Consider the following 24,826-nt stretch of genomic DNA (forward strand, 5'->3'; position numbering starts at 1 on the left):
TGAACTAACGCCATGACCGGCGGCTTTGGTAAGCGCTTGTCGGCAACTGGTCGTTGTGGCACGGCGAGCGCGGCGGGCGGGGGCGGGCGGCAGAACGGCGTGCGAGCCGCTCACCCCCGTCGAAGCCGCGAATCTGCGGTCGTGTGAGTCCGCTCACCGCCGACGGGCGACCGTTCGTCGCGCCGCCCAGGGGTCATGGTTCGGCCGGACCTGCCCGCGCCCACGCGCTGGGCGCGCCGAACACCGTGGCCCCACCGGCGACCCGGACCTCCACCTCCCACCCCTCCACCAGGCACTCGACCACCCGCCCACCCATCCGCTCGACCACCCACCGCGCCCGCGCACAGGCGTGCGCACCCCCGCCACCCAACTGCCCGGCCGCCGCCACCGCCGCCAGGTCCGCCGCCGCACTCGCCCGGTGCCGACCCACCACGGCCTCCCCCACCTGCACCGCCCCCACCACCAACGCGAACCAAACCCCCACCACCGCGACCGCCATCACCGACGCCGCCCCACGGTCATCCCCCACCCACCGCAATGAACCCCACCTCCTTCCACCCCGTGCCGGGTCCACCTCCCGCACCACCGCCTTCCTCCCCTCCGGAGCGCGCTCACCCCCGCCTCCACCGCCCGACCTCACCCGCCCTTTCACCCGTCGCCGCCCGCCTCCCTGGTTCGCCGACCGCACGAGTCCACCCCTCGCCGCCCACCTGCCACGGCCGCCACCTCCCTTCACCGGCCGCCCGCCCCGGCCTGTTTCCGCCTCCTTTGCCCACGGCGTCCGCCACCGCCGCCCTCAGCCATCGACCACCCCCGGCTCCAGCACCACGTAAGCCTGGGCCCGCAGCTCGACGCCCAGCCGCGAGACGGCGACCTCGACCGACGCCGTGTCCTCCTCCCTCCGCACCGTCCACCGCGCCCCTTCCGGCGCGATCGCCTCGACCACCCCGGCGACCCGCGCGCCGTCACCCCGGGCCACCAGCCGGGCCGCCTCCCGGGCCGCGTCGGTGCACCGGAGCTGCCCCACGACCGCCATCACGGCGGCCATGCCGAGCACGAGCACGGCGACCAACCCGCACACCGCCACCGCCGCCTCGACCGTCACCCCGCCCCGGTCGTCACCGAGCACACCCCGCCTCACGCGTCCACCGTGAAGGCCCGTCGCAGCAACTCCTGGAGCAGCACCTGGATCCAGTCACCGCTGATCAGCGAGTACAGGAGCAGGGCGAGCGCGGCGGCGGCGAGCGTGCCGATCGCGTACTCGACCGTCGACATGCCGCGGTCGTCCATCAAGATTCGCTTGGCAGCGAACATCATCCACTCCGTTCGTCCACTTCGGACAGTCACCAGTCGTCGCCGACACCGGCGACGATGCCGAGCACCACCGGCACGACGCCCAGGCACAGGAACGCAGGCAGGAAGCACAGCGCCAACGGCCCGGCGACGAGCACCGCGGCCCGTTGCGCTCGGGCTTCGGCCTGGTCGGACACCGTCGCCCGCGCCTCGGCGGCCAGGTCCGCCGCCGCACCGGCCAAGGCCGCCCCGGACCGCGCGGTCCGGCGTGCCGCCCGGGCCAGCGGCGCGGTGTCCGGGTGCGCGAGGGCACCGGCCCAGGCCCGCACCGGGTCCGCGCCCAACGTCAGCAGGTCGACCACCTCGCGCAGGCGCTCGGCCGGCCCCGGCGGCACGCCCGGCAGCACGGCGCGCACCGCGCCCGCCACCGGCAGACCCGCCCGCAGCGCGGCGGCCAGCAGGTCCCAGGTCGCCGCCGCGGCGAACGGGTCCGGCGGCCGGGCCTTCGGCTCGGGTTTTCGCCTGGCCCTCGGTCTCACCCTGGCCGAAGCCCTGGTCGGGCCGGGGAACAGGACGAGCGCCAGCGCGAGCAGCAGCACGCTCATGCGATCACCTGCCTGGTCAGCCGACCACTCCACCGAAGCCCCGCGCAGATCAGGACCGCCCCGACGACCAGCAGCACCTGTCCGGGCGGTGTGCCGGACAGGACCGCCAACGGCCCCGCGCCACCCAGTTCACCCAGCACCACCCCGAACAGCGGCAGCCCGGCCAGCACCGCCGCGCCCGCCCGCGGACCGGCCATGCGGGCGTGGACCTGCCCGGCGAACGCCACGCGCCGGTCGAGGTCACGGCGGACCGCGTCCACCACGTCGGCCAACGGCACGCCGTGCACGGCCGACAGCCGCCACGCGCGGGCCAACTGGTGGGCGTCCGGGAAGTCGGCGAGCGCCGCCTCCACGTCGCCGCCGCGTGACGACGTCGCCGCGATGGCCCGCAGGACGTCCGCCGCCGGCCGCTCCGCGTCCTCCGCCGCGCCCATCGCGGCCTTGGCCGGGTGCGCCCCCGACCTCAGCTCGGCGACGAACGCCTTCAGCCCGTCCGCCAGCGCCGCGGACGCCGCCAGCCGGTCACGCTGCCGCGTCGTCTCCCGGTACGTGCGCCACACCGTCGCCGCCAGCAACCCGCCCGCTGCCGCCCCGCCGACGCCCACCAGCGCACCGAGCGCGATCCCCACGACCACGGCCACCGCCCGGTTCGGCTTCACCGGTCTCCACCTGCTCCTGGTGCCGGCAAGTCGGCGTCGCGCCCGAGCCGACGGCACCACCAGCAGCGCCGCGGCCAGCAGGAACAGGCTCATGGCGCTCCCACCAGCACTTTGAGCACCGCGCCGGCCTCCTGCCAACCGCCGTCGCGCCGCCAGGCGGGCCGGACGACGAGCTGGCCGGAACGTCGTTCCAAGACGCCGATCTCAGCCAGGTACCGGGTGCCGTCGCCGGCACGGCGCATGTGCAGCACGACCTTCACCGCGGCGGCCAGTTGGCTGTGCAGGGCGTGCCGGTCGAGCCCGCCGAGCGCGGCCAACGCCTCCAGCCGAGCCGGCACCTCGGCGGGTGAGTTCGCGTGCAACGTCCCCGCCCCGCCGTCGTGCCCGGTGTTCAGCGAGGACAGCAGCTCGCAGACCTCCGCGCCCCGCACCTCACCGACCACGATCCGATCGGGACGCATCCGCAACGCCTGCCGGACCAGGTCCCGCATCGTCACCTCGCCCGCGCCCTCGACGTTCGGGCCGCGCGCCAGCAACCGGACGACTTGCGGGTGGTCGGGCTGGAGTTCACCCGCGTCTTCCACGCAGACCACCCGCTCGTCGTGCGGCACGCACCCCAGCAGGGCGGCGAGGAGCGTCGTCTTCCCCGAGCCCGTGCCGCCGACGACCAGGAACGCCTGCCGGGCGGCCACGATGTCCCGCAGGAGGTCCGCCGTCGCCTGGTCGAACGTGCCGCAGGCCGCCAGCGTCGCCAGGTCGTGCACCGCCGGGCGGAGGACCCGCAACGACAGGCAGGTGAACGGCGCGATCGGCGGGAGCACCGCGTGCAACCGCACCGAGCCGGGCAACCACCCGTCCACGTACGGCGCCGCGTCGTCCAACCGCCGCCCGGCCGCCACCGCGAGCCGCTGCGCCAACCTGCGGACGGCGGCCTCGTCGGGGAAGGTGACGTCGGTGCGGCGCAACCCGCCGACGCCGTCCACCCACACCTGATCCGACCGGGTCACGAGGACGTCGGTGGTGTCCGGGTCCCGCAACAACGGTTCGAGCGGCCCGGCCCCGACGAACTCCTGCCGCAACACCGCGAGCGCCCGCTGGACGTCCTCGTCCCCGAGCACCCCACCGGCCTCACCACGCACCGCCGCCGCAACGGCCGCCGACGTGAGCTCCATCCGCCCACTGGCCAACCTCAGCCGGACGCGGTCAACGAGATCGTTCACGACCACCCTCCTTCCGCGACGATCGAGCCCGCCGCTCCACGACTTCCCGTGCCGCCTCCACCAAGCCCTGCCGCCCTTCCCCCGCCTCGACGGGGAGCGCGGCGGGGAGCGCGGCAGCCAACTCGGCCAGGACCAGCGTCGACAGCAACACCGGCCGACATCGCCGAAACCCCACGGGCTCCCGAAAGCGGGGATGCCGCCTCACGCTGGGCCCGCGCTCACAACTCATGGCCCGCCCCCGCAACCCGCCCACTCATGGCGACGGACTTCAGGTCCGGCCTCGGGGCACGGCCAAGGTGGTTGAGATCGTTCGTCATAAAGCGCCTCCGAAGGTCTTGGAGTGATGTGGAGGAACGGTTGAGGGCTGGCGGCTTCCGCTACGGCCGCGGCGCAGGCCCTGGTGTGCAGCCCGCTGTCGCTGCAAAGCTGGATCCCGCTTGATTGCCGACCGTCCATTCGCGGCCAAGGCGGCAGCGCGAGGCAAGGTGCGCAACGAACCGCACGCTGCCACTCGCAGTCACCCGGCGATCGCCGATCACCCAGGTTGAGCGATGCCCGCCGACCAGTGACCGCCGACCAATCCGGTGCAGCCAGACACCGCCCCACGACGGTTGGCGACGACCGGGATCACCGGGAAACCCGCCCGTCGCGAAGCGACAACCAGAGGTTGGTGCGGCAAGCAGGTCCATCCGCTGTCCGTCGAGGACTGCGGCGAATCGCGAGCCACCACCGGGAGCCGACAGAGCGCGCCGGCTGCCCGGGTTGAGGCAGGTGATGTCCACAGCGGTCGGGGGCGGGCGTGGGTTGAGCGCCGTCGTTGGGTCGGGCCGGTGTGGTCGCAGCGGAGGGAGGCCGGGATCGCCGGTGGACCGTCCACTGTGAGCGCGGCGACCAGGACCCGGTGGGCACGCAGGTCGTCGGCTGTTGCCGGTGCGATAAGGGATGGCTGGGTGCGGCAGGGGATCGTCGGCTGCGTCGAGGGTGAGGTGTCAGGAGGTGTTCAGGGCTGCCAGGACGGTTCTGGCGGCTTTGGCCAGTGGGCCGCGGGTGTGTTTGGGGAAGTGGCCGTTGTCCAGGGCCCGGGCCAGGCGGGGTTCCGGGCGCATGGTGGCCAGGAGGGGGATGTTGATCGCTTCCACCACCTGGGCGGTGGTCAGGCCGCCTGGCGCCGGGCCGCGGACCACGGCCTTCAGTCGCACGCCCCGTTCGGCGGTCTGGTCGACCAACGTCTTGGCCGCCATGCACGCCTTCACGTCCGCCGGCACCACCAGCACCGCCAGGTCGGCCCGGTCCAGGGCGGCGCAGGCGGCGGTGGTCAGTTGGCGAGGCACGTCGCACACCACCGTGTCACCGGCGCGCCTACCCGCCTTGACCACGGCCACCACGGCATCGGGCTCCGGACCCGGACCCGTCCGGCCGCAGGACAGCACGGTCAGGCTGCCCCGGCTCCCCGCACGGCCCGGTAACGCCGAGCGCAGCGCCGAAGCCGGCACGCGGCCGCCCTTCAGCTGCAACGTGGACCAGCGCAGGCCCTCCTGCCGCTCGGCGCCCAGCGTCAGGTCGAGGCCACCGCCCCACGGGTCGCAGTCGACGAGCAGACCGTCACCACCGGCCGCCAGCACGGCCTGCCCCACCGCCACCGCCAGCACCGACGCCCCGGCACCGCCACGCGCGCCCAGGATCGCCAGCACCCGGCCCTCACCGCCCGGCCGCTCCTCCGACGCATCCGCCAGCACGGCCCGCAGCCGCTCCTGCTCGGCCGGCAGCTCCAGCACCTGCTCCGCGCCCAACGCCAACGCCCGCCGCCACACCTCCGGCCCCGGCGGGCCGGCACCGACCACGTGGACGCCCGATCTGCGCGGGAACCCGGCGCACGCCACGACCGCCTCGTAGTCCAGCACCACCGCCGCCGCGCCGTGCCAACGCCCGCGCAGCGCCGTCGCGTCGACCACGCGCTCCACCTCGCACCCCGCGACCGCCGCCGCGTGCAGCACCTCGTCCACCAGCCCCGCGTCCGTCACCAACGCCACCGGTCGCCTCACGACACCCTCTCCGTTCCCGTTGTGGATCTGCGGGTTCCACGGTGGCGGGCGGTGAGGAAGGACACAACGGAGCATGATCAACATGTGGACAACCGGGTGGCCTGTGGACAACTCGGCGCGCCGCGCACCCCGCGAACGGCGGCCACCGCCCGCGACGGGCGAAAGATCAGGGTGCGATGCAAGAAGGGGTGCAAGTGCGCCGAGGTCCAGCGCGACCGGGCCGGCAAACCGACCCCGGACATGGGACGACCCCCGCCAGGGGGGAGGGACGGGGGTCGTCATTGGTTCAGTCCCGGGGGGTCGGACTGAACCCGTCCGGTCGAGCCGGACCCGTCTACTGTATCCCCACGGGACAGGGTCATGCGTGTCTTCCGTTAGAGGGAGACCAAATTTCGATGGACCGCACACCTACTTCGTAAAGTGGCGAACCATCGTCGGCGGCCGGCCGGCCCCACCCCGCTTAAGCTTGACCGGTGACCGAGCACGCCACCGAAGGCCATCGGGTCGCCGCGTTCTTCGACCTGGACAAGACCGTCATCGCCAAGTCGAGCACGTTGGCGTTCAGCCGCCCCTTCTTCCAAGAAGGTCTGATCAACCGGCGTGCGGTGCTCAAGAGCGCCTACGCGCAGTTCGTGTTCATGCTGGCCGGCGCGGACGCCGACCAGATGGACCGGATGCGCTCGCACATCACCGCGCTCTGCAACGGCTGGGACGTCGAACAGGTCCGCTCCATCGTCGAGGAGACCCTGCACGACATCGTCGACCCCCTCGTCTACAAGGAGGCCACCCAGCTCATCACCGACCACAAGGGCGAGGGCCACGACGTCGTCGTCGTGTCCGCTTCCGGTGAGGAGCTGGTCGCCCCCATCTCCACCATGGTCGGCGCCACGCACAGCGTCGGCACCCGGATGGTCGTCGCGCAGGGCCGCTACTCCGGCGAGGTCGACTTCTACTGCGCCGGCGAGAACAAGGCGATCGCCGTCAAGCAGCTCGCCGAGCAGCACGACTACGACCTGAGCCGCTGCTACGCATACTCCGACTCGATCAGCGACCTGCCGCTGCTGGAGGCCGTCGGCCACCCGACCGCGGTCAACCCGGACCGCGCCCTGCGCCGGGTCGCGGGCCAGCGCGGCTGGCCGGTGCTGACGTTCTCCGACCCCGTGTCGCTGCGCGCCCGCATCCCCCGCCCGTCGGGCACCGCGGTCGCGGTGACCGCGATCGGGTTGGGCGCGGCGACGGCCGCGGGCGTGGCCTGGTACGGCCTGCGCAGGCGCCGCCGGAGCTGATTCACCCCGGCGTGCCCCGGTCAGCGGTACCGACCGTCCCGACCGCCGCGAAATCACTGTCACAAAAGACTTTCCACTACGCACGGTCGCTTGAACGGTGCACCCCATCGAGCCCTTGCTGTGACGCCGGACACGCACTACAAAGGAAGTGCGGACCTCGGGTCGGCCAGGGACGAAGCGGAAGAGAAGCGGCGTCCACCCCGACGGAGCTCCGTGCGCGGACTTCGAGACACCCACGCGCAGCACGCCGCGGGAGGCTTGTCGTCTAGGGCCTGCGTACCGGGACGCCGGACGCCGAGGCCAGGTCGGTACGACACGAGTTGCACGCTTGGTAACTCAGAAGCCCGCGCTGACGACGGTGGGGCCCCTCGACCGAGGGGCCCCACCGTCTTTCTGCGCCACTGCTTCCTGCCCCGAAAGCGCGACTCCCCGAACAAGTGCCCGAACGGGTGACTCGCCAAACCCCCGGTTTCGTCGGTGCCCCTCCGCACAATGGCTGCACAACGCGACCCGTTGACCCGCCTCTGTGACGTGGGTAACTTGCCGAATGCACCACGTTGTGGTGGAAGATTCCCAGTGGGGAGGCCGCAGTGCTCCGTCCGCTCGTCGCCGTCGCCGTGGCCGCGGCTTCCGCAGTGACCGTCCCGGCCGCGCCCGCGCACGCCTCGCCGGACCAGGCGCAGCACGTCACCGCCCTGGTTCGCGGCATGTCGCTGGAGCAGAAGGTCGGCCAGCTGTTCGTCACCTACCTGCACGGCCAGGCGCCGGACGAGGCCCACCCCGGCAACCTCCGCGACTTCGGCGTGGCGACGCCGGCCGAGGTGGTGGCCAAGTTCCAGCCGGGCGGCGTCGTCTACTTCAACAACTCCAGCTACGACAACATCGACACCCCGCGCCAGATCGCCACCCTCTCCAACGGCCTGCAACGGGCGAGCCGCGTGCCCCTGGCCATCGCCACGGACCAGGAGATGGGCATCGTCACCCGCATCGGCGCGCCCGCCACCCAGTTCCCCGGCAACATGGCCCTCGGCGCGGGCCGCAGCGCGGAGAACGCCGAGCTCGCCGCCCGCATCACCGCCACCGAGCTGCGCGCCATGGGCATCACCCAGAACTTCGCGCCGGACGCGGACGTCAACTCCAACCCGGCCAACCCGGTCATCGGGGTGCGCTCCTACTCCAGCGACCCGGCGCTGGCGGCCGAGCTGACCGCCGCCCAGGTGCGCGGCTACCAGGGCCGGTTCCTGGCCAAGCACACGGTGAGCGCGACCGCCAAGCACTTCCCCGGCCACGGCGACACCGACACCGACAGCCACTCCACGCTGCCGACGGTCGACCGCACCGAGGCCGAGTGGGCGCAGGTGGACGCGCCGCCGTTCCGCGCGGCCATCGCGGCGGGCATCGACTCGATCATGACCGCGCACATCCAGATGCCGAAGATCGACCCTTCGGGTGAGCCCGCGACGCTGTCCAAGCCGGCCATCGACCTGCTGCGGAAGAACCTCGGCTACGACGGCGTGGTCATCACCGACTCGCTGGCCATGGCGGGCGTGCGGCAGTTGCACAGCGACGCCGAGATCCCCGTGCTGGCCCTGAAGGCGGGCGTGGACCAGCTGCTCATGCCGGTGAACCTGGAGCTGGCCGTCTCCAGCGTCCTCGCGGCCGTGCGCAGCGGCGAGCTGAGCGAGCAGCGCATCGACCGCAGCGTGCTGCGCATCCTGCGGATGAAGTTCCTCCGCGGCATGCTCACCGGTCCTCCGGCGGACGTGGACGGGGTCGACTCGGCGGTCGGCTCGGCCGAGCACCTGGCCGCGGCCAAGCGGATCACCGACCGCACCGTCACCGCCGTGCGCAACGACGCGGGCGTCCTGCCGCTGGCCGCCAGGCCCACCGCCGCCCTGGTCACGGGCTGGGGCGAGACGACGACCCGCACCCTGGCGGGCTTCCTCGGCGGCACGGCCCTGCCCACCGGCACCGCGCCGACGCAGGCCCAGATCACCGCCGCCGTGCAGGCCGCCGCGAACGCGGACGTGGTCGTCGTGCTCACCAACGCGCTGTCGCGCCAACCGGCGCAGCAGACCCTGCTGACCAGCCTCCTGGCCACCGGCAAGCCGGTCGTCGCGGTCGCCGTGCAGAACCCGTACGACGTGGCGCACACGGCCGCGCCGACGTGGCTCGCGACCTACTCCTACGGCGCGGTGTCGATGGAGGCGCTGACCAGGGTGATCACCGGCGAGGTGACGCCGGTCGGCAAGCTGCCGGTCGACGTGCCCGGCCCGACGCCCTACCCGTTCGGCCACGGACTGGAGTGGTGACCGCCATGGACCGCAGGCACTTCCTCGCCGCCGGCGCGCTCGCCGTGCCCGCGCTCGGCGCGCTCGGCGCCGAGGAGAACCAGCACCACCCGGACCGGCCGCAGGTCGTCAAGACCGGTGCGGAGCAGCTCGCCGAGGACGGCTGGCGGCGGTTCGCGGGCAGGCGGATCGGTGTGGTCACCAACCCGACCGGCATCCTGCGCGACCAGACCCACATCGTCGACTCGATGGTGGCCGCCGGCCTGCGTCCGCTGGCCGCGTTCGGACCGGAGCACGGCTTCCGCGGCACGGCCCAGGCGGGCGGCTCGGAGGGCGACTACCTCGACCCGCGCACCGGCATCCCGGTCTACGACACCTACGGCGCGAGCGTCGCCAAGATCGCCGGGATGATCACCAAGTCGGGTGTCGACACGCTCGTGTTCGACATCGCGGACATCGGCGCGCGCTTCTACACCTACATCTGGACCATGTACGCGGTCATGCAGGCCGCCGCCGCGACGGGTGCGCGGTTCGTCGTGCTCGACCGGCCCAACCCGGTCGGCGGCACGGCCCGCGGCCCGCAGCTCGACCCGGCCTACGCCACGTTCGTCGGCCGCAAGCCGATCGCGCAGCAGCACGGCATGACGATCGGCGAGCTGGCGCGCCTGTTCGACGGCGAGTTCCTGCCGACCGACGGCGGCCGCGTGAGCAGCCTGGAAGTGGTCGACCTGAAGGGCTGGAAGCGCGACGAGCTGTTCTCCGGCCTGCCGTGGGTGCCGCCGAGTCCGAACGTGCCCACCCAGGACACCGCGCTGGTCTACCCGGGCACGTGCCTGTTCGAGGGCCTGGTGTTCTCCGAGGGCCGCGGCACCACCCGCCCGTTCGAGACGATCGGCGCACCGGGCCTGGACTGGCGGTGGGCCGAGGATTTGAACGCGCTGGGCCTGCCCGGCGTCCGGTTCCGCGAGACCTACTTCACGCCCACGTTCAACAAGCACGCCAACAAGCTGTGCGGCGGGGTGACCCTGCACCTCACCGACCCGCACCGGTTCGACGCGCCGCGCACCGCGGTCGCGATGATCGTCACGGCGAAGGCCCGCTACCCGGAGGTCTTCGCGTGGCGGCCGGACCTCTACATCGACAAGCTCAGCGGCTCGGACCGGCTGCGCCGGATGGTCGACGCGGGCGCGGGCACCGACGAGGTGGTCGGGGCCTGGGCCGACGAGCTGGCCGCGTTCGACCGCACCCGCCGGCCTTACCTGCGCTACCGGTAGAGGGAGACAGCGATGCGCATCCCTGCCCTGCTGATCGCGACCACCATGGCCCTGGCCGTCGCCTCGCCGGCGCACGCCGACCGCCGCGACGCCCGCTTCGACCAGCCGCACGAGGGCTGGGCGAGCAGCGTGCTGCGAACGGGTACCCCGCAGCGCGTGGGACTGGACCCGGCGCCGCTGGACGCCGCACTGGCGCAGATCGAGCGGTACACCGTGCCGGACGCGACCGGCCACCCGCTGTTCGCGGGCGCCGTCACGCTGTTCGCGCACGACGGCGTCGTGGCGACCCACCAGCCGACGGGCTGGGCGGTCCGGTACGCCGACGCCGCGGGCACCGAGCTGCCCGAGGCGCAGCGGGTGCCGATGGCCCAGGACACGATCTTCGACCTGGCGTCGATCTCGAAGCTGTTCACCTCGATCGTGGTGATGCGGCAGCACGAGCTGGGCCGCTTCGGGCTGGACGACCCGGTGGCGCGCCACCTGCCCGAGTTCGGCGTGAACGGCAAGGAGTCGATCACCGTCCGCCAGCTCCTGACCCACACCTCGGGCCTGGTCGCGTGGCTGCCGCTGTGGTCGCAGTACCCGGACGTCCCGTCCCGGCTCAAGGCCGTGATGGAGACGACGCCCCGCAGCGCGCCCGGCACCACCTACCTGTACTCGGACCTGAACCTGATCACGCTCGGCGTGCTGGCCGAGAAGTGGTCGGGCAAGAAGCTGGACGAGCTGGTCCGCGACGACATCACCGGCCCGCTGGGCCTGGTGGACACCGGCTACAACCCGCCGGCGGCCAAGCTGGACCGGGTCGCGGCGACCGAGTACCAGGCGGGCCGGGGCATCATCCGCGGCAGCGTGCACGACGAGAACGCCTGGTCGCTGGGCGGCGTCGCGGGCCACGCGGGCGTGTTCTCCACCGCGCGGGAGCTGGCCGTGCTCGGCCAGACGATCCTCAACGGCGGCGCGTACGCGGGCGGCCGGATCCTGCGCGAGGACACCGTGGAGCTGATGCTCACCGACTTCAACCAGGGCTTCCCGGGCAACTCGCACGGCCTGGGCTTCGAGCTGGACCAGCGCTGGTACATGGGCGCGCTGACCTCGCCGCGGGCCGCCGGGCACACCGGCTACACGGGCACCACGCTGGTGCTGGACCCGCTGTCGCGCTCGATCGCGATCCTGCTGACCAACCGCGTGCACCCGAGCCGGAACTGGGGCTCGATCAACCCGGCCCGGCGGGTGGCGGCCAACGGCCTGGCGCAGGCGCTGGCGGTGCGACCGCGGCACGGCACGGCGTGGACCCCGGAGGCGAACGGCGGCACGCTGACCACGCGCGACCTGCCGCGACGCGGCGAGCGGCAGCAGCTGTCGTTCTGGGCGTTCGTGGACCTGGACCCGGGCGACCGGGTGGTGGTCGAGGCGACCGACGACGGGTCGACGTGGCGCGAGGTGCACGTCCTGGCCGGGTACGGGCAGCGGGAGTGGCGGAAGGTCGAGCTGGACGTGGCGTCGGCGGCGAAGGTCCGCTGGCGGTACGCCCAGGGCACGGGTTACGGCGGTCGGGGCGTGTACGTGGACGCCGTACGCGTAATCGACGGGCGCGGTGTGGCACTCGACGCGGAACGCGAGCCGGCCGGTTTGCACCCCGAAGGGTGGCGGTCCGCGGACCGTTAGTGACATCGGGGCCGGTCGATCCCGCCAAGCGGTGTGTTTGGGTCACGGTTGGGGTGAGTTACCCCCACCCTGCGTTGACCATCGTTGGAGCGGTTAGTAAGTTTCCCACGTGTCCACCGATAGCTCCGCCGACTCCAGTCCCCTGGTGAAGATCCGCTCGCTCCTGCCGGGCCTGGCCCGCGCGGAGCAGCGGGTCGCCAAGGTCGTGCTGGACAACCCGGCGACCGTCGCCCACCGCAGCATCACCGAGGTCGCCGAGGCCGCGGGCACCAGCGAGACCACGGTGACCCGGTTCTGCAAGGCCATCGGCGTCGGCGGGTACCCGGAGCTGCGCATAGCGCTGGCCGCCGACACGGCCCGCACGTCCATGCGCCCCGACCGGGACCTCGGCGGCGACATCGGCCCCGGCGACGACCTGCGCCAGGTCGTCGGCAAGGTGGCGTTCGCGGACGCGCGGGCGGTCGAGGAGACGGCCGAGCAGCTGAACGTGGAGACGCTCGAAGCGGTCGTCGAGGCGGTCGCCGGCGCGGGCCGGGTGGACGTCTACGGGTTCGGGGCGAGCGCGTTCGTGGCGTTCGACCTGCAGCAGAAGCTGCACCGGATCGGGCGGACCTGCTTCGCCTGGAACGACACGCACATCGCGCTCACGTCGGCCGCCGTGCTCACCGGGGCGGACGTGGCGGTCGGGATATCGCACACCGGCTCCACCTCCGAGACCGTCGAGGCGCTGCGGGTGGCCAAGGACCACGGCGCGACCACGGTGGCGCTGACGAATTTCCCGCGCTCGCCGATCAGCGAGGTCGCCGACCACGTGCTGACCACGGCGGCGCGCGAGACCACGTTCCGCTCGGGCGCGATGGCCAGCCGGATCGCCCAGCTCACGGTGATCGACTGCCTGTTCATCGGGATCGCTCAGCGGCACGTGGACAGCGCCAAGACCGCGCTGGAGGCGACGTACGACGCGGTGTCGGGGCACCGCCTCGGCGCGCGACCGGATGGCAGGCGACGCCGGGAGTCCGGTAAATGACGCCGCCCCGGGACGGTGTCGCGGTCCGCGTGGACTCCCCCACCGAAGCCAGGAACCCGCGGACGCAGGACATCGACCGGCTCTCCACGCTGGACGTGCTGCGGCTGATCAACACCGAGGACCACCTGGTCCCCGACGCGGTGGCCGCGGTGCTGCCCGAGCTGGCCCGTGCCGCGGACCTCGCCGTGGGCGCGCTGCGCTCCGGTGGCCGCGTGCACTACGTCGGCGCGGGCACGTCGGGCCGGCTGGCCACGCTCGACGCCGCCGAGCTGGTGCCGACGTTCAACGCGCCGCCGGACTGGTTCCTCGCCCACCACGCGGGCGGCCGGGACGCCCTGGTCAACGCGGTGGAGGACGTGGAGGACCAGGCGTCGGACGGCGCCGCCGAGATCCGCAAGCACGCGGCGGCGGGCGACCTGGTCGTCGGCGTCACGGCGTCGGGCCGCACGCCGTTCGTGATGGCCGCGCTGGAGGAGGCCCGCGCGCTCGGCGCGCACACCGTGCTGGTGTCCAACAACCCGACCGCCCCCGCCCCGGTCGAGGTGGACGTGCTGATCGCGGTCGACACCGGCCCGGAGGCGATCGCGGGGTCGACCCGGATGAAGGCGGGCTCGTCGCAGAAGCTGGTGCTGACGTCGTTCTCGACCGCGGTGATGGTCCGGCTCGGCCGCACGTACTCGAACCTGATGGTGTCGATGCGCGCGACCAACGCCAAGCTGCGCGGCCGCACGGTGCGCATCCTGCGCGAGGCGACCGGCCTGGGCGAGCAGGAGTGCACGACGGCGCTGGCCGACGCGGGCGGTGACCTGAAGGTGGCGCTGGTGCACCTGCTGTCCGGTGCGCCGGCCGCGCTCGCCGCGGAAGTCCTGGAACGCACCGAGGGGCACGTCCGGATGGCGCTCAACCAGCTGACACCGGGCGCCACGGGATAGGCGTCGACAGCACCATCGCGCTGGACGTCTCGCCGTAGCCGCCCAGCCGCACCAGCAACCGCTCCAACTCGCTGATCGACGTGGTCACGACCTTCACCACCGAGCAGATGTCGCCGGTCAGCCGCACCACCTCCACCACCTCGGGGCAGTCGTCGAGCAGCTCCGGGTGCACCGTGATGCACCGCGGCCCGTAGCACTTCATCCGCACCAGGGCGATCACCGGACGTCCCACCGCCGTCGGGTCCACGGTGGCGCGGTAGCCCGTGATGACGCCCGCGTTCTCCAGCCTGCGCACGCGTTGCGCGACCGTCGGCGGGGACACGTGCACGCGCCGTGCCAGCTCGTTGTACGACAGCCGCGCGTCCTCCTGAAGAGCCTCCAGCAGGGCCCAGTCCACGTTGTCCAGCTCGATGCTCACGAACCTAAAGCTACTCCGATCGAAGCCTTTCGATCGTGAGAACTTGGCCGCAGATCAGCATCCGCTGCCCATTCAACTACGCCGAACGCGCCGTCATCATGGAAACATGACTTGCCCGGTCTCATCACCCAAACTCGACTTCGGCGGCACGACGCCCTACGAGGACTACGTGCACGCCTCCGTGCTGCACTCGCTGCAACAGCAGTGGTCCAAGGACCCGCGTGAGATGTCGTTCCTGGTGATCACGCAGGTCATGGAGCTGTACTTCGGCCTGCTGTGCTTCGAGTGGCGGCAGGCCAAGACCGAACTGCGCGCCGACGACCTGCGCGCCGCGGTCCGCACCCTGCGCCGCAGCGACCTGCACATGCAGGCGCTCAACGCGGCGTGGCGACCGATCGCCCGGATGACGCCCGCCGAGTTCAACTCGTTCCGCGACGCCCTCGGCGAGGGCTCCGGCTTCCAGTCCGGCCGGTACCGCGAGGTGGAGTTCCTGCTCGGCGAGAAGTCGCGGTCGATGCTCGTGCCGCACCGCGCCGTGCCGGAGCAGCACGACGCACTGGAGCGGTTGCTGAACGAGCCGAGCCTGTACGACGACGTGCTCGCCGCGCTGCACCGCCAGGGCCTGCCGATCCCGGCCGAGGTGCTCGAACGCGACGTCAGCCAACCGTACGAGCCGAACGCCGAGGTGGAGGCCGTCTGGGCGGACATCTACCGCAGCGGGTCACGTGACCTGCTGGAACTGGGCGAGGCGCTGACCGACATCGCCGAGGAGTTCGCCCGCTGGCGCTACGACCACCTGCTGGCCACCCGCCGTTCGATGGGCGCGAAAACCGGAACCGGTGGCTCCGCGGGGGTTGCGTGGTTGGAGAAGCGCACGCAACGCTCCGTCTTCCCCGAACTGTGGACGGCCAGGAGCTACGTATGAACGACCGGTTGGCGCACATCCGCGACCTGTTCGACCTCGACGACGACGTGGTGTACCTGGACGGGAACTCCCTGGGCGCACCGCCCAAGGCCGTCGCCGAACGCGTGCAGCACGTGGTGCGCGAGCAGTGGGGCCGCCGGCTGATCCGCAGCTGGTCGGAGGGCTGGTGGGAGGCGCCGGAACGGGTCGGCAACCGCATCGGCCGGCTGATCGGGGCGAAGCCGGGGCAGGTCGTGGTCGCGGACTCGACCAGCGTGAACCTGTTCAAGGCGTTGATGGCGGCGGTGCGCAACACCGACCGCATGGAGATCGTCGTGGACGAGGGGACGTTCCCGACCGACGGGTACATCGCCCGGTCGGTGGCGGAGCTGACGGGCCTGGCGCTGCGGCCCGCGCCGCCGGAGGAGCTGGACCTGCGCGACACGACGGCGGTCGTGCTGCTCAACCACGTCGACTACCGCACGGGCCGGTTGCTGGACATGGCGAAGCTGACCGAGCAGGCGCACGCCGTGGGCGCGAAGGTCGTCTGGGACCTGTGCCACAGCGCGGGCGTGCTGCCGATCGAGCTGGACGCGTTGGACGTCGACTTGGCAGTGGGGTGCACGTACAAGTTCCTCAACGGGGGGCCGGGCTCGCCCGCGTTCCTCTACGTGCCGAAGCACGCGCAGGCGACGTTCGACCAGCCGTTGACGGGGTGGACGGGGCACGAGGTGCCGTTCGCGATGTCGCCGGAGTACACGCCGGACCCGGGCGTCTCCCGGGCGCGGGTGGGCACCCCGGACATCATCTCGATGCTCGCGCTGGACGCCGCCCTGGACGTCTGGGACCAGGTCGACCTCGCGGACGTGCGCGCGAAGGGCCTGGCGCTGACCGCCCGCTTCCGGTCGTTGGTCGAGGACCTGCCGGGCGTCGAGGTCATCACCCCGGCCGACGAGTGGCGCGGCCACCAGGTCTCGCTCCGGCACCCGGAGGCGTCGCGGATCATGGACGAGCTGATCGAGCGCAACGTCATCGGCGACCACCGCCCACCGGACCTGCTGCGCTTCGGCTTCGCCCCGCTCTACAACACCTTCGATGACGCCGACCGCGCCGCCGCCACCCTGAAAGAACTCCTCTAACCCCGCGAGTCGAACGCCCAGGTCCCGAGAGTCGAACGCTCAAGACCCGAGAGTCGAACCTCCAGGACCCCCGAGTTCAACACCCAGGACGGCCCTCGCCGTTCCGAACGTCGAATTCGGGGGTCCTGAACGTTCGACACGGTGGACGCGGAGGTTCGACACGCGGGACCTGAGCGTTCGACTCGCGCGGTCAGGGGGTGGCGGCGTCGGCGATGCTGCGGGCTTCGCGGGAGCCGGCCTGGAGGGCTTCGCAGTAGAACAGCAGCCAGCGGGTGATGCCCTCGGGGTCGCCGGTGGAGAAGCCGTGCAGGGCGGCGGCGTAGTCGTTCTGGCGGCGCAGGCAGAACACCTCCGGCACGCCCAGCGACTTCGGGTCCAGGCCCGTGGCGATGGACGCCAGCCGTGACGCCGCCCGCGCCACCACGCCGTTGGCCGTGTCGAACGGGGCCAGCGACATCAGCTCGCCGTGCACCACCGCCACCAGCAGCGGACCCGGCACGGACGTGCCGCCCGTGACCAGCTGCGCCAGCAGGTCCAACCGCGACGCGACGCCCGGAGCGGAACGGGGTCGGCCCAGCTCTCCGCCCAGATCCGCCCCCGCCAGCACGTGCAACCGCGCCAACGCCTGCAACGGCGCCCGCTGCCACGTCGGGAACACCACGCCCAACGACTCGGCCACCCGCAGCGCGCCCGCCAGCACCGGGTCCGCCACGGTCCCGTCCGTCGGGATCGCGGTCGGCCCGCCGTCCAGCGCCGCGGACGCGCGGGCGGCGCGCACCGACGCCTCGGCCGCGGTGGTCGCCCAGCCGCGCAGGTTCACCCGGTGCCGGTGCACCTGGAACACGGCGTCACGCGCCGCGGCGACGGCGTCGGCCACCCCGGGCAGGTCGAGCAGCGGAGCAAGCGGATCGGTCACGCCGCAGCACACTACCCGCCGGTAAGTGGCTATCTGAAACGGATCGAAAATGGCTATGCAAAGTAGCCACTGACCGATTTATCGTCGAAGCATGAACTGGTACGACCGCCCGGTGCTCATCGGCAGGCACGTCCGCCTCGAACCGCTCTCCCCCGACCACGCGGAGGGCCTGCACGAGGCGGGCAAGGACCCGGAGGTCTGGCGCTGGCTGAGCTCCCACCAGCCGGCGACGCTGGAGGAGACGCGCGCGTACATCGAGCGCAGCCTGGCCGACCCCACCCGGCTGACCTGGGCGCAGATCGACCCTCGGACCAACGAGGTCGCCGGCACGACGTCGTACTACGAGATCGACCCGAACAACCGCGGCCTCTACATCGGCCACACGTGGATCGGCACGCGCTGGCAGCGCACCGCCCTCAACACCAACGCCAAGTTCCTGCTCCTGCAACGCGCGTTCGAGGACTTGGGCGCGCTGCGCGTCGGCTGGCACACCGACCTGCGCAACGAGCGCTCGCAGAAGGCGATCGAACGGCTGGGCGCGACCCGCGAGGGCGTGCTCCGGGTGCACCGCATCAGACCGGACGGCACACTGCGCGACACCGTGGTGTACTCGATGACCGCCGACGAGTGGCCGGACCTGAAGGCCAAGCTCACCACGTGACGCGAGTCACGCCGGGTGCCGCTGGTCGCAACCTAGGTGTCGTTCGGCTCAATCGCGGTGGTCACGGGGCTCGGACCGGGTTACACAGTTACCCACGCGTTTCGAACTCGGCCGAAATTGGTCTGAACCTTTTGGGTGCGCAGTGAGCTGAATCGCACTACCGTCAGTGCGCACCCCCACGGATTCAGGAGGTCCGCCCACCATGACAGAGCCGCAAGCCGCCCTGGACAACCTGTTGACGGAGAACAGGACGTTCCCGCCCAGCGAGGAGTTCGCCGCGCAGGCCAACGCCACGGCCGCGCTGTACGAGGAGGCGGACGCCGACCGCGAGGCGTTCTGGGCGAAGCAGGCCGAGCGGCTGTCCTGGGACACCAAGTGGGACCGGGTCCTCGACTGGTCGAACGCCCCGTTCGCGAAGTGGTTCGTCGGCGGCAAGCTCAACGTCGCCTACAACTGCGTCGACCGGCACGTCGAGTCCGGCCACGGCGACCAGGTCGCCATCCACTGGGAGGGCGAGCCCGGCGACAGCCGCGCCATCACCTACGCCGACCTTCAGCGCGAGGTCTCCAAGGCCGCGAACGCGCTGGTCGAGCTCGGTGTCGGCGCGGAGGACCGGGTCGCCATCTACATGCCGATGGTCCCCGAGGCCATCTTCGCGATGCTCGCCTGCGCGCGGCTCGGCGCGATGCACAGCGTGGTGTTCGGCGGCTTCTCGGCCGAGGCCCTGCGCACCCGCATCGAGGACTCGCGGGCCAAGCTGGTGATCACCACCGACGGCCAGTACCGGCGCGGCAACCCGGCGGCGCTCAAGCCCGCCGTGGACGAGGCCGTCGCCAACGCCGAGAGCGTCGAGCACGTGCTGGTGGTCAAGCGCACGAACACCGACGTCGAGTGGACCGAGGGCCGCGACGTCTGGTGGCACGACGTGGTGGACCGCCAGTCCGACCAGCACACGCCGGAGGCGTTCGACTCCGAGCACCCGCTGTTCATCCTCTACACGTCGGGCACCACGGGCCGCCCCAAGGGCATCCTGCACACCTCCGGCGGCTACCTGACCCAGGCGTCGTACACGCACCACAACGTGTTCGACCTCAAGCCGGACACCGACGTGTACTGGTGCACCGCCGACATCGGCTGGGTCACCGGGCACAGCTACATCGTGTACGGCCCGCTGTCCAACCGCGTCACGCAGGTCGTCTACGAGGGCACGCCCAACACCCCGCACGAGGGCCGGCACTGGGAGATCGTGCAGAAGTACGGCGTGTCCATCTACTACACCGCGCCGACGCTGATCCGCACGTTCATGAAGTGGGGCGCGGACATCCCCGCCAAGTACGACCTGTCCAGCCTGCGCGTGCTGGGCAGCGTCGGCGAGCCGATCAACCCGGAGGCGTGGATCTGGTACCGGGAGACCGTCGGCGCGGGCAAGACGCCCGTCGTGGACACCTGGTGGCAGACCGAGACCGGCGCGATCATGATCTCGCCGCTGCCCGGCGCGACGTCCACCAAGCCCGGTTCGGCGCAGCGCCCGCTGCCCGGCATCGGCGCGAAGGTCGTCGACGACCAGGGCAACGAGGTCCCGCACGGTGGCGGCGGCTACCTGGTGCTCGACCAGCCGTGGCCGGGCATGCTGCGCGGCATCTGGGGCGACGACGAGCGCTACCGCGACACGTACTGGTCGCGGTTCGCCGAGCAGGGCTACTACTTCGCCGGTGACGGCGCGAAGTACGACGCCGACGGCGACATCTGGCTGCTGGGCCGGGTGGACGACGTGATGAACGTGTCCGGGCACCGCATCTCCACCACCGAGGTCGAGTCCGCGCTGGTGTCGCACCCGACGGTGGCCGAGGCGGCGGTGGTCGGCGCGACCGACCCGACCACGGGCCAGGGCATCGTGGCGTTCGTGATCCTGCGCGGCGGGGTGGCCGAGGGCTCGGACGGCGCGGAGGCGATCAAGGCGCTGCGCGACCACGTGGCCAAGGAGATCGGCCCGATCGCGAAGCCGCGGCAGATCATGGTCGTGCCGGAGCTGCCGAAGACCCGCTCGGGCAAGATCATGCGCCGCCTGCTGCGCGACGTGGCGGAGAACCGGCAGGTCGGCGACGTGACCACGCTCGCGGACTCGTCGGTGATGGACCTCATCTCCAACGGCCTGAAGTCGGGCGCGTCCGAGGACTGACATTCCACCCGGAGGGGCTCGCCGTTCGTCGGCGGGCCCCTCCGTGGGTTAGGGTCGTTCCCGGTGAGCCGGGAAGCCTGGTCGGCACGAGGATGAGTCGTTGCCGAACCACCGGAGTGGATCTTGAACAACAAGCGTGGCGCCGCCGCCGAGTTCGCCCGCTACCTGCGCACCGAGACCGTCGGCGGGATGATCCTGCTGGCCGCCACCGCCGTGGCGCTGATCTGGGCGAACTCGCCGCTCTCCGGTGTCTACACCGCCGTTCGCGACTTCCACCTCGGCCCGGAGTCGCTGCACCTGAGCCTGAGCGTCGGCGACTGGGCGAAGGACGGGCTGCTCGCGATCTTCTTCTTCGTCGCCGGGCTGGAGCTCAAGCGCGAGCTGGTGATCGGCGAGCTGAACGACGTCAAAGCGGCGATCCTGCCGGTGGTGGCCGCGGTCGGCGGCATGGTGGTGCCCGCGGTGATCGCGCTGGGCGTCGGCTGGGGGCAGCCGGGCGTCGAACGGGCGTGGGCGATCCCGGTGGCCACGGACATCGCGTTCGCGCTGGGCGTGCTGGCGGTCACCGCGTCGGGGCTGCCGAACAGCCTGCGGCTGTTCCTGCTCAGCCTGGCCGTGGTGGACGACCTGGGCGCGATCGTGCTGATCGCGGTGCTGTTCACCGCGTCGTTCGACCTGGTCGCGGCGGCGGCTGCGCTCGCGCTGCTGGCGCTGTACGCGTTCCTCCAGCACAAGCGGGTGACGACGCCGTGGTTGTACGTGCCGATCGCGGTGGGCACGTGGGTCGCCGTGCACGCGGCGGGCGTGCACGCCACGATCGCGGGCGTCGCGCTGGCGCTGCTGACCCGGGTGCGCAAGGACCGCTACGAGCACGAAGCGCCGGCGTTGCGGCTCGAACACCGGTTGCAGCCGTGGTCGGCGGCCGTGGCGGTGCCGGTGTTCGCGTTGTTCGCGGCCGGCGTGCCGGTCAGCGGCGAGGTGCTGGGCTCGCTGTTCTCCGACCGGTTGGCGCTGGGCGTGATGCTGGGCCTGGTGGTGGGCAAGGTGGTCGGGATCGTCGGCGCGTCCGCGGTGGCGGTGCTGGTCAAGGCGGCGAAGTGGCCGAGCGGCGCGGGGCCGAGGGACATCGTGGCGGTGGCCATGCTGGGCGGTGTCGGGTTCACCGTGAGCCTGCTGATCGCCGAGCTCGCGCTGGAGGACGTGGCCGCCCAGCAGGCCAAGGCGGCGGTGCTGCTGGCGTCGCTGACGGCGTCGTTGCTGGCGGCGGTCCTGTTGGTCCGGCGCAGTCGGGCGCACCAACGCGCCGACGCCGATGACTGAAACCGCGGCGGATCAGCCGGTCGAGCGGCCCCGGTGCGGCGTGCATGGCACGATGAGCCGGTGACCAGCGCTCGGGAGAACACCAACGGCAGCGGACTGCCACCTGTTCCGTCGATCCCGTTGACCGCGGAGAGCGCGGCGAAGATCGCGGAGGAAACGTCCATCGGCGGCTTGGTGCGCGACGCCACGGCCCACCTGTCCACGTTGGTCAGGGCCGAGGTCGAGCTCGCCAAGTCCGAGGTCGCGGGCGAGGTCAAGAAGGGCCTCAAGGGCAGCGTCTACTTCATCGTCGCGCTGACGGTGCTGCTGTTCAGCTCGTTCTTCTTTTTCTTCTTCGGCGCCGAGCTGCTCGACGTGTGGCTGCCCCGCTGGTCGGCGTTCCTCATCGTGTTCGGGCTGATGCTCCTGACCGCGGTGCTGTTCGCGCTGCTGGGCTACCGGAAGGTGAAGAAGCTGCGCGCGCCGCAGCGGACCATCGACTCGGCCAAGGACACCGTCGCGGCACTCCGGCACCGCGGCGAAGGCCACTGAGCCGCGCCGTGCGGCTGCCACCGGACCCGTCGACCGCCCGGGTGCCCGGCCCGTGGGCGCACCGGGACGTGTCCGCGAACGGCATCCGCCTGCACGTCGCCGAGCTCGGTGAAGGCCCGCTCGTGCTGCTGCTGCACGGTTTCCCGGAGTTCTGGTGGACGTGGCGGCACCAGCTCGTCACGATCGCCGAGGCGGGCTACCGGGCCGTGGCCGTGGACCTGCGCGGCTACGGCGACTCGGACAAACCGCCGCGCGGCTACGACGGGTTCACGCTCGCGGGCGATGTCGCGGGCCTGGTGAAGGCGCTGGGCGAACCGCGGGCGCACCTCGTCGGCCACGCGTGGGGCGGCATGCTGGCGTGGACGGTCGCCGCCATGCACTCGCGCCTGGTCTACTCGGTGACGGCCGTGGCCGCGCCGCACCCGCTGGCGCTGCGCCGCGCGATCCGCCGCCACCCGCGCCGGCAGGGCCGGGCCAGCGCGCACCTGTTCCGCTCCCAGCTCCCGGTCTACCCGGAGCGGTGGCTGACCCGCGACCGGGGCGCGGCCGTCGCCGGGATGCTGCACGCGTGGGGTGGTCCGAAGTGGAGGGTGTCGCCCGAGTTCGACGAGGTGGTGCGGCGCAACCGGGAGGCGTTCCTGGTGCCGGGCGTCGCGCACAGCTCGATGGAGTACCACCGCTGGGCGGTGCGGTCGCAGCTGCGCAGCGACGGCCGCCGCTTCGCCGAAGCCGTGGACCGCACGCTCGACGTCCCGGTCCTGCAACTGCACGGCGCGCTGGACCCGGTCGTCCTGGAGTCGACCGCCGCGGACTCGACCCTGTGGACGGGCGCCCGCTCGGCCTACCACGTGCTGCCGGAACTGGGCCACTTCCCGCACCAGGAGGCCCCGAACACGACGAGCCGGCTGATCACCGAATTCCTGGCCAAGGTCTGACCACGCCGGGAGCGCAGCAGGGTATCCCTGTCCGGGGCAGGCACCGCCCGGCGATCGGCGCGACGATGGTCGGGTGACCAGGACAGCGGCGAACGACCTCGGGGGATTCCTGCGCAGCCGGCGCGAGCGCCTGACGCCGGCCGCGGCGGGCATCGGGTCCGGCGTCACCCACCGGCGGGTCCCGGGGCTGCGCCGGGAGGAGCTGGCCGAGCTGGCCGGGGTCAGCGTCGGCTACTACACGCGCCTCGAACAGGGCGTCAGCGGCAGCGCTTCCCCCGCCGTGATCGACGCGCTGGCCGCGGCGCTGCGGCTCGACCCGGCCGAGCACGAGCACCTGCGACTCCTCGCCGCTCCCCGGCGACCGACCCGTCCCCGAGCGCGCCGCAGCAAGCTCCGGCCGTCGGTCCGCGAACTGCTCGCCGCCCTCCCCGCGACGCCGGCGGTCGTGATCGACCACCGCACCGACGTCCTCGCGTGGAACCGCCTCGGTCACGCCCTCCTGGCCGGTCACGTCGACTTCCACGCCCCGGACGCGCGGATCCGGCCGAACCTCGCCCGGATGCTGTTCCTCGACCCGCACCACCGCGCGTTGTACCGGGACTGGTCCGCCAAGGCGCTGGTCACCGTCGCCGCCCTGCACGACGCGGTCGCACGGCACCCGGCCGACCCGGTGCCGGCGCAGCTCGTGGGCGGACTCGCCGTCGACAGCCCGGAGTTCGCGCGGATGTGGGCGCGCCGTCCGGTCCGGACCTGCTCGTACTACGAGCGCGAACTCGACCACCCCGTCGTCGGTCGCCTGAGGCTGGCGAACGAGACGGTCACCCTGCCCGACGACGACCAGCGGATCGGGCTGTTCTACGCGCGTCCCGGCACCCCCGACGCCGACGCGCTCACCCTGCTGGCACACGAGGAGAACGCGCGATGAGGATCATCGTGGTCGGTGGCGGCGGCACCATCGGGCGACGGGTGGTGCCCGCGCTGCGCTCGCGGGGCCACGACGTCGTCGTGGCGGCACGCACCTCGGGCGACGTCCACGTCGACCTGAGCGCGCCCGCGACGATCGAGGTCATGTACCGCGAGGTCGGACCGGTCGACGGCGTCGTGAGCGTCGCGGCGCACGGCGAGCTGGACGAGTTCGGCACGCTCACGTCGGACGCCCTGCGCGAGAACATGCGGGCCAAGTTCTTCGGGCAGGTCGACCTGGTCCTCACCGGCCGGCACCACTGCTCCGACGGCGCCTCGTTCACCCTGACGTCCGGCATCTTCGCCGACCACGCGTGGCCGCACGTCACCGGCGGCGGCGTGATCAGCGGCGCCCTGCACAGCTTCACCCTGTCGGCCGCGGTCGAGCTGCCCCGCGGCATGCGGATCAACGTGGTCAGCCCCACGATCACCGACGACTCCGTCGACGCCTTCGGCGAGCACTTCCCCGGCCTGCGCCCGGTGCCCGTGGACGAGCTGGTCGACCACTACCTGCACTGCGTCGAAGGCACCGACACCGGGCGCGTCATCCGCGCCTACGGCTGACC

General features: G+C 72.3%; 24 protein-coding genes. 15 read left to right on the plus strand and 9 right to left on the minus strand.

The features are described 5' to 3' along the window. Positions 1-193: 193 nt before the first annotated feature. The 7 genes from ACIQMJ_RS03615 to ssd form a co-directional block, all read right to left on the minus strand. The gene (locus ACIQMJ_RS03615) at positions 194-529 is read right to left on the minus strand and encodes an Rv3654c family TadE-like protein (protein ID WP_499759432.1); all 336 of its coding nucleotides are present in this window, start codon (positions 527-529) and stop codon (positions 194-196) included. Positions 530-796: 267 nt separating this feature from the next. Next, complete coding sequence (locus ACIQMJ_RS03620) at positions 797-1,141, minus strand: TadE family type IV pilus minor pilin (RefSeq protein ID WP_499759433.1); 345 nt, start codon at positions 1,139-1,141, stop codon at positions 797-799. Further along, positions 1,138-1,314 (minus strand): DUF4244 domain-containing protein, encoded by a 177-nt coding sequence (locus ACIQMJ_RS03625; protein ID WP_499759434.1) that lies wholly within the window; start codon positions 1,312-1,314, stop codon positions 1,138-1,140. The genes ACIQMJ_RS03620 and ACIQMJ_RS03625 overlap by 4 nt, the downstream gene beginning before the upstream one ends. A gap of 29 nt (positions 1,315-1,343) precedes the next feature. Beyond that, the gene (locus tag ACIQMJ_RS03630; protein WP_499759435.1) at positions 1,344-1,898 is read right to left on the minus strand and encodes a type II secretion system F family protein; all 555 of its coding nucleotides are present in this window, start codon (positions 1,896-1,898) and stop codon (positions 1,344-1,346) included. Continuing rightward, positions 1,895-2,650, minus strand: coding sequence for a type II secretion system F family protein (locus tag ACIQMJ_RS03635; protein ID WP_499759436.1), 756 nt, complete (start codon positions 2,648-2,650; stop codon positions 1,895-1,897). Before ACIQMJ_RS03635 ends, ACIQMJ_RS03630 begins: the two co-directional genes overlap by 4 nt. Then, a complete protein-coding gene (locus tag ACIQMJ_RS03640) occupies positions 2,647-3,777 on the minus strand; it encodes a TadA family conjugal transfer-associated ATPase (RefSeq protein ID WP_499759437.1) in 1,131 nt (376 codons plus the stop codon). The genes ACIQMJ_RS03635 and ACIQMJ_RS03640 overlap by 4 nt, the downstream gene beginning before the upstream one ends. A 989-nt stretch (positions 3,778-4,766) precedes the next feature. Next, a complete protein-coding gene (ssd, locus tag ACIQMJ_RS03645; RefSeq protein WP_499759438.1) occupies positions 4,767-5,819 on the minus strand; it encodes a septum site-determining protein Ssd in 1,053 nt (350 codons plus the stop codon). Positions 5,820-6,292: 473 nt separating this feature from the next. Here ssd and ACIQMJ_RS03650 point away from each other — a divergent pair, with 473 nt between their 5' ends. From ACIQMJ_RS03650 to murQ, 6 genes are all read left to right on the plus strand, one after another. Continuing rightward, entirely contained in the window at positions 6,293-7,105 is an 813-nt protein-coding gene (locus ACIQMJ_RS03650; protein WP_499759439.1) for an HAD-IB family hydrolase, read from the plus strand. 590 nt (positions 7,106-7,695) lie between these two features. Further along, on the plus strand, positions 7,696-9,417 hold the full coding sequence (locus tag ACIQMJ_RS03655) for a glycoside hydrolase family 3 protein (RefSeq protein WP_499759440.1): 1,722 nt from the start codon (positions 7,696-7,698) through the stop codon (positions 9,415-9,417). A 5-nt stretch (positions 9,418-9,422) separates the two neighbouring features. Next, positions 9,423-10,670, plus strand: coding sequence for an exo-beta-N-acetylmuramidase NamZ family protein (locus ACIQMJ_RS03660; protein WP_499759441.1), 1,248 nt, complete (start codon positions 9,423-9,425; stop codon positions 10,668-10,670). Between the two features lie 12 nt (positions 10,671-10,682). Continuing rightward, the gene (locus ACIQMJ_RS03665; protein ID WP_499759442.1) at positions 10,683-12,335 is read left to right on the plus strand and encodes a serine hydrolase domain-containing protein; all 1,653 of its coding nucleotides are present in this window, start codon (positions 10,683-10,685) and stop codon (positions 12,333-12,335) included. Between the two features lie 109 nt (positions 12,336-12,444). Then, positions 12,445-13,362: a MurR/RpiR family transcriptional regulator gene (locus ACIQMJ_RS03670; protein ID WP_499759443.1), complete on the plus strand. Its 918-nt coding sequence runs from the start codon at positions 12,445-12,447 to the stop codon at positions 13,360-13,362. Continuing rightward, positions 13,359-14,294 (plus strand): N-acetylmuramic acid 6-phosphate etherase, encoded by a 936-nt coding sequence (gene murQ, locus ACIQMJ_RS03675; RefSeq protein ID WP_499759444.1) that lies wholly within the window; start codon positions 13,359-13,361, stop codon positions 14,292-14,294. Before ACIQMJ_RS03670 ends, murQ begins: the two co-directional genes overlap by 4 nt. Here the strand turns inward: murQ and ACIQMJ_RS03680 are convergent. Next, positions 14,263-14,712, minus strand: a complete 450-nt coding sequence (locus ACIQMJ_RS03680) for an Lrp/AsnC family transcriptional regulator (protein ID WP_499759445.1) — start codon at positions 14,710-14,712, stop codon at positions 14,263-14,265. The two genes, murQ and ACIQMJ_RS03680, sit on opposite strands and share 32 nt — an antisense overlap. Positions 14,713-14,818: 106 nt before the next feature. Between ACIQMJ_RS03680 and ACIQMJ_RS03685 the strand changes: the two genes are divergently transcribed. Together ACIQMJ_RS03685 and kynU are read left to right on the plus strand one after the other, a co-directional pair. Further along, positions 14,819-15,637 carry a tryptophan 2,3-dioxygenase gene (locus tag ACIQMJ_RS03685; protein ID WP_499759446.1) on the plus strand — a complete coding sequence of 273 codons (819 nt, stop codon included), beginning with the start codon at positions 14,819-14,821 and terminating at the stop codon, positions 15,635-15,637. Then, positions 15,634-16,755: a kynureninase gene (gene kynU, locus ACIQMJ_RS03690; RefSeq protein WP_499759447.1), complete on the plus strand. Its 1,122-nt coding sequence runs from the start codon at positions 15,634-15,636 to the stop codon at positions 16,753-16,755. Before ACIQMJ_RS03685 ends, kynU begins: the two co-directional genes overlap by 4 nt. 190 nt (positions 16,756-16,945) lie before the next feature. Here the strand turns inward: kynU and ACIQMJ_RS03695 are convergent, their stop codons facing one another. Next, positions 16,946-17,671 (minus strand): Fic family protein, encoded by a 726-nt coding sequence (locus ACIQMJ_RS03695; RefSeq protein WP_499759448.1) that lies wholly within the window; start codon positions 17,669-17,671, stop codon positions 16,946-16,948. 91 nt (positions 17,672-17,762) lie between these two features. On the opposite strand from ACIQMJ_RS03695, the gene ACIQMJ_RS03700 reads away from it, so the two are divergent. The 7 genes from ACIQMJ_RS03700 to ACIQMJ_RS03730 all read left to right on the plus strand — a co-directional run bounded on the left by ACIQMJ_RS03700 (position 17,763) and on the right by ACIQMJ_RS03730 (position 24,824). Then, positions 17,763-18,332: a GNAT family N-acetyltransferase gene (locus tag ACIQMJ_RS03700; RefSeq protein WP_499759449.1), complete on the plus strand. Its 570-nt coding sequence runs from the start codon at positions 17,763-17,765 to the stop codon at positions 18,330-18,332. A 202-nt stretch (positions 18,333-18,534) separates the two neighbouring features. Continuing rightward, positions 18,535-20,511, plus strand: coding sequence for an acetate--CoA ligase (acs, locus tag ACIQMJ_RS03705; protein ID WP_499759450.1), 1,977 nt, complete (start codon positions 18,535-18,537; stop codon positions 20,509-20,511). Between the two features lie 123 nt (positions 20,512-20,634). Further along, positions 20,635-21,831 carry a Na+/H+ antiporter NhaA gene (gene nhaA / locus ACIQMJ_RS03710; protein WP_499759451.1) on the plus strand — a complete coding sequence of 399 codons (1,197 nt, stop codon included), beginning with the start codon at positions 20,635-20,637 and terminating at the stop codon, positions 21,829-21,831. 60 nt (positions 21,832-21,891) lie between these two features. Then, entirely contained in the window at positions 21,892-22,362 is a 471-nt protein-coding gene (locus tag ACIQMJ_RS03715; RefSeq protein WP_233824570.1) for a phage holin family protein, read from the plus strand. Positions 22,363-22,370: 8 nt separating this feature from the next. Then, complete coding sequence (locus ACIQMJ_RS03720) at positions 22,371-23,297, plus strand: alpha/beta fold hydrolase (protein ID WP_499759452.1); 927 nt, start codon at positions 22,371-22,373, stop codon at positions 23,295-23,297. A 73-nt stretch (positions 23,298-23,370) separates the two neighbouring features. Then, on the plus strand, positions 23,371-24,222 hold the full coding sequence (locus ACIQMJ_RS03725; RefSeq protein WP_499759453.1) for a helix-turn-helix domain-containing protein: 852 nt from the start codon (positions 23,371-23,373) through the stop codon (positions 24,220-24,222). Continuing rightward, positions 24,219-24,824 carry a short chain dehydrogenase gene (locus ACIQMJ_RS03730; protein ID WP_499759454.1) on the plus strand — a complete coding sequence of 202 codons (606 nt, stop codon included), beginning with the start codon at positions 24,219-24,221 and terminating at the stop codon, positions 24,822-24,824. The genes ACIQMJ_RS03725 and ACIQMJ_RS03730 overlap by 4 nt, the downstream gene beginning before the upstream one ends. Positions 24,825-24,826: the final 2 nt, after the last annotated feature.

The organism is Actinosynnema sp. NPDC091369, from assembly GCF_044757065.1.
GTDB lineage: Bacteria > Actinomycetota > Actinomycetes > Mycobacteriales > Pseudonocardiaceae > Actinosynnema.

Coding starts and splice junctions, on each gene's coding strand:
- acs (WP_499759450.1), top strand. CDS start 18,535: ATGACAGAGCCGCAAGCCGCCCTGGACAACCTGTTGACGGAGAACAGG.
- ACIQMJ_RS03700 (WP_499759449.1), top strand. CDS start 17,763: ATGAACTGGTACGACCGCCCGGTGCTCATCGGCAGGCACGTCCGCCTC.
- ACIQMJ_RS03665 (WP_499759442.1), top strand. CDS start 10,683: ATGCGCATCCCTGCCCTGCTGATCGCGACCACCATGGCCCTGGCCGTC.
- ACIQMJ_RS03685 (WP_499759446.1), top strand. CDS start 14,819: ATGACTTGCCCGGTCTCATCACCCAAACTCGACTTCGGCGGCACGACG.
- ACIQMJ_RS03730 (WP_499759454.1), top strand. CDS start 24,219: ATGAGGATCATCGTGGTCGGTGGCGGCGGCACCATCGGGCGACGGGTG.
- murQ (WP_499759444.1), top strand. CDS start 13,359: ATGACGCCGCCCCGGGACGGTGTCGCGGTCCGCGTGGACTCCCCCACC.
- kynU (WP_499759447.1), top strand. CDS start 15,634: ATGAACGACCGGTTGGCGCACATCCGCGACCTGTTCGACCTCGACGAC.
- ACIQMJ_RS03635 (WP_499759436.1), bottom strand. CDS start 2,650: ATGAGCCTGTTCCTGCTGGCCGCGGCGCTGCTGGTGGTGCCGTCGGCT.
- ACIQMJ_RS03625 (WP_499759434.1), bottom strand. CDS start 1,314: ATGTTCGCTGCCAAGCGAATCTTGATGGACGACCGCGGCATGTCGACG.
- ACIQMJ_RS03660 (WP_499759441.1), top strand. CDS start 9,423: ATGGACCGCAGGCACTTCCTCGCCGCCGGCGCGCTCGCCGTGCCCGCG.
- ACIQMJ_RS03630 (WP_499759435.1), bottom strand. CDS start 1,898: ATGAGCGTGCTGCTGCTCGCGCTGGCGCTCGTCCTGTTCCCCGGCCCG.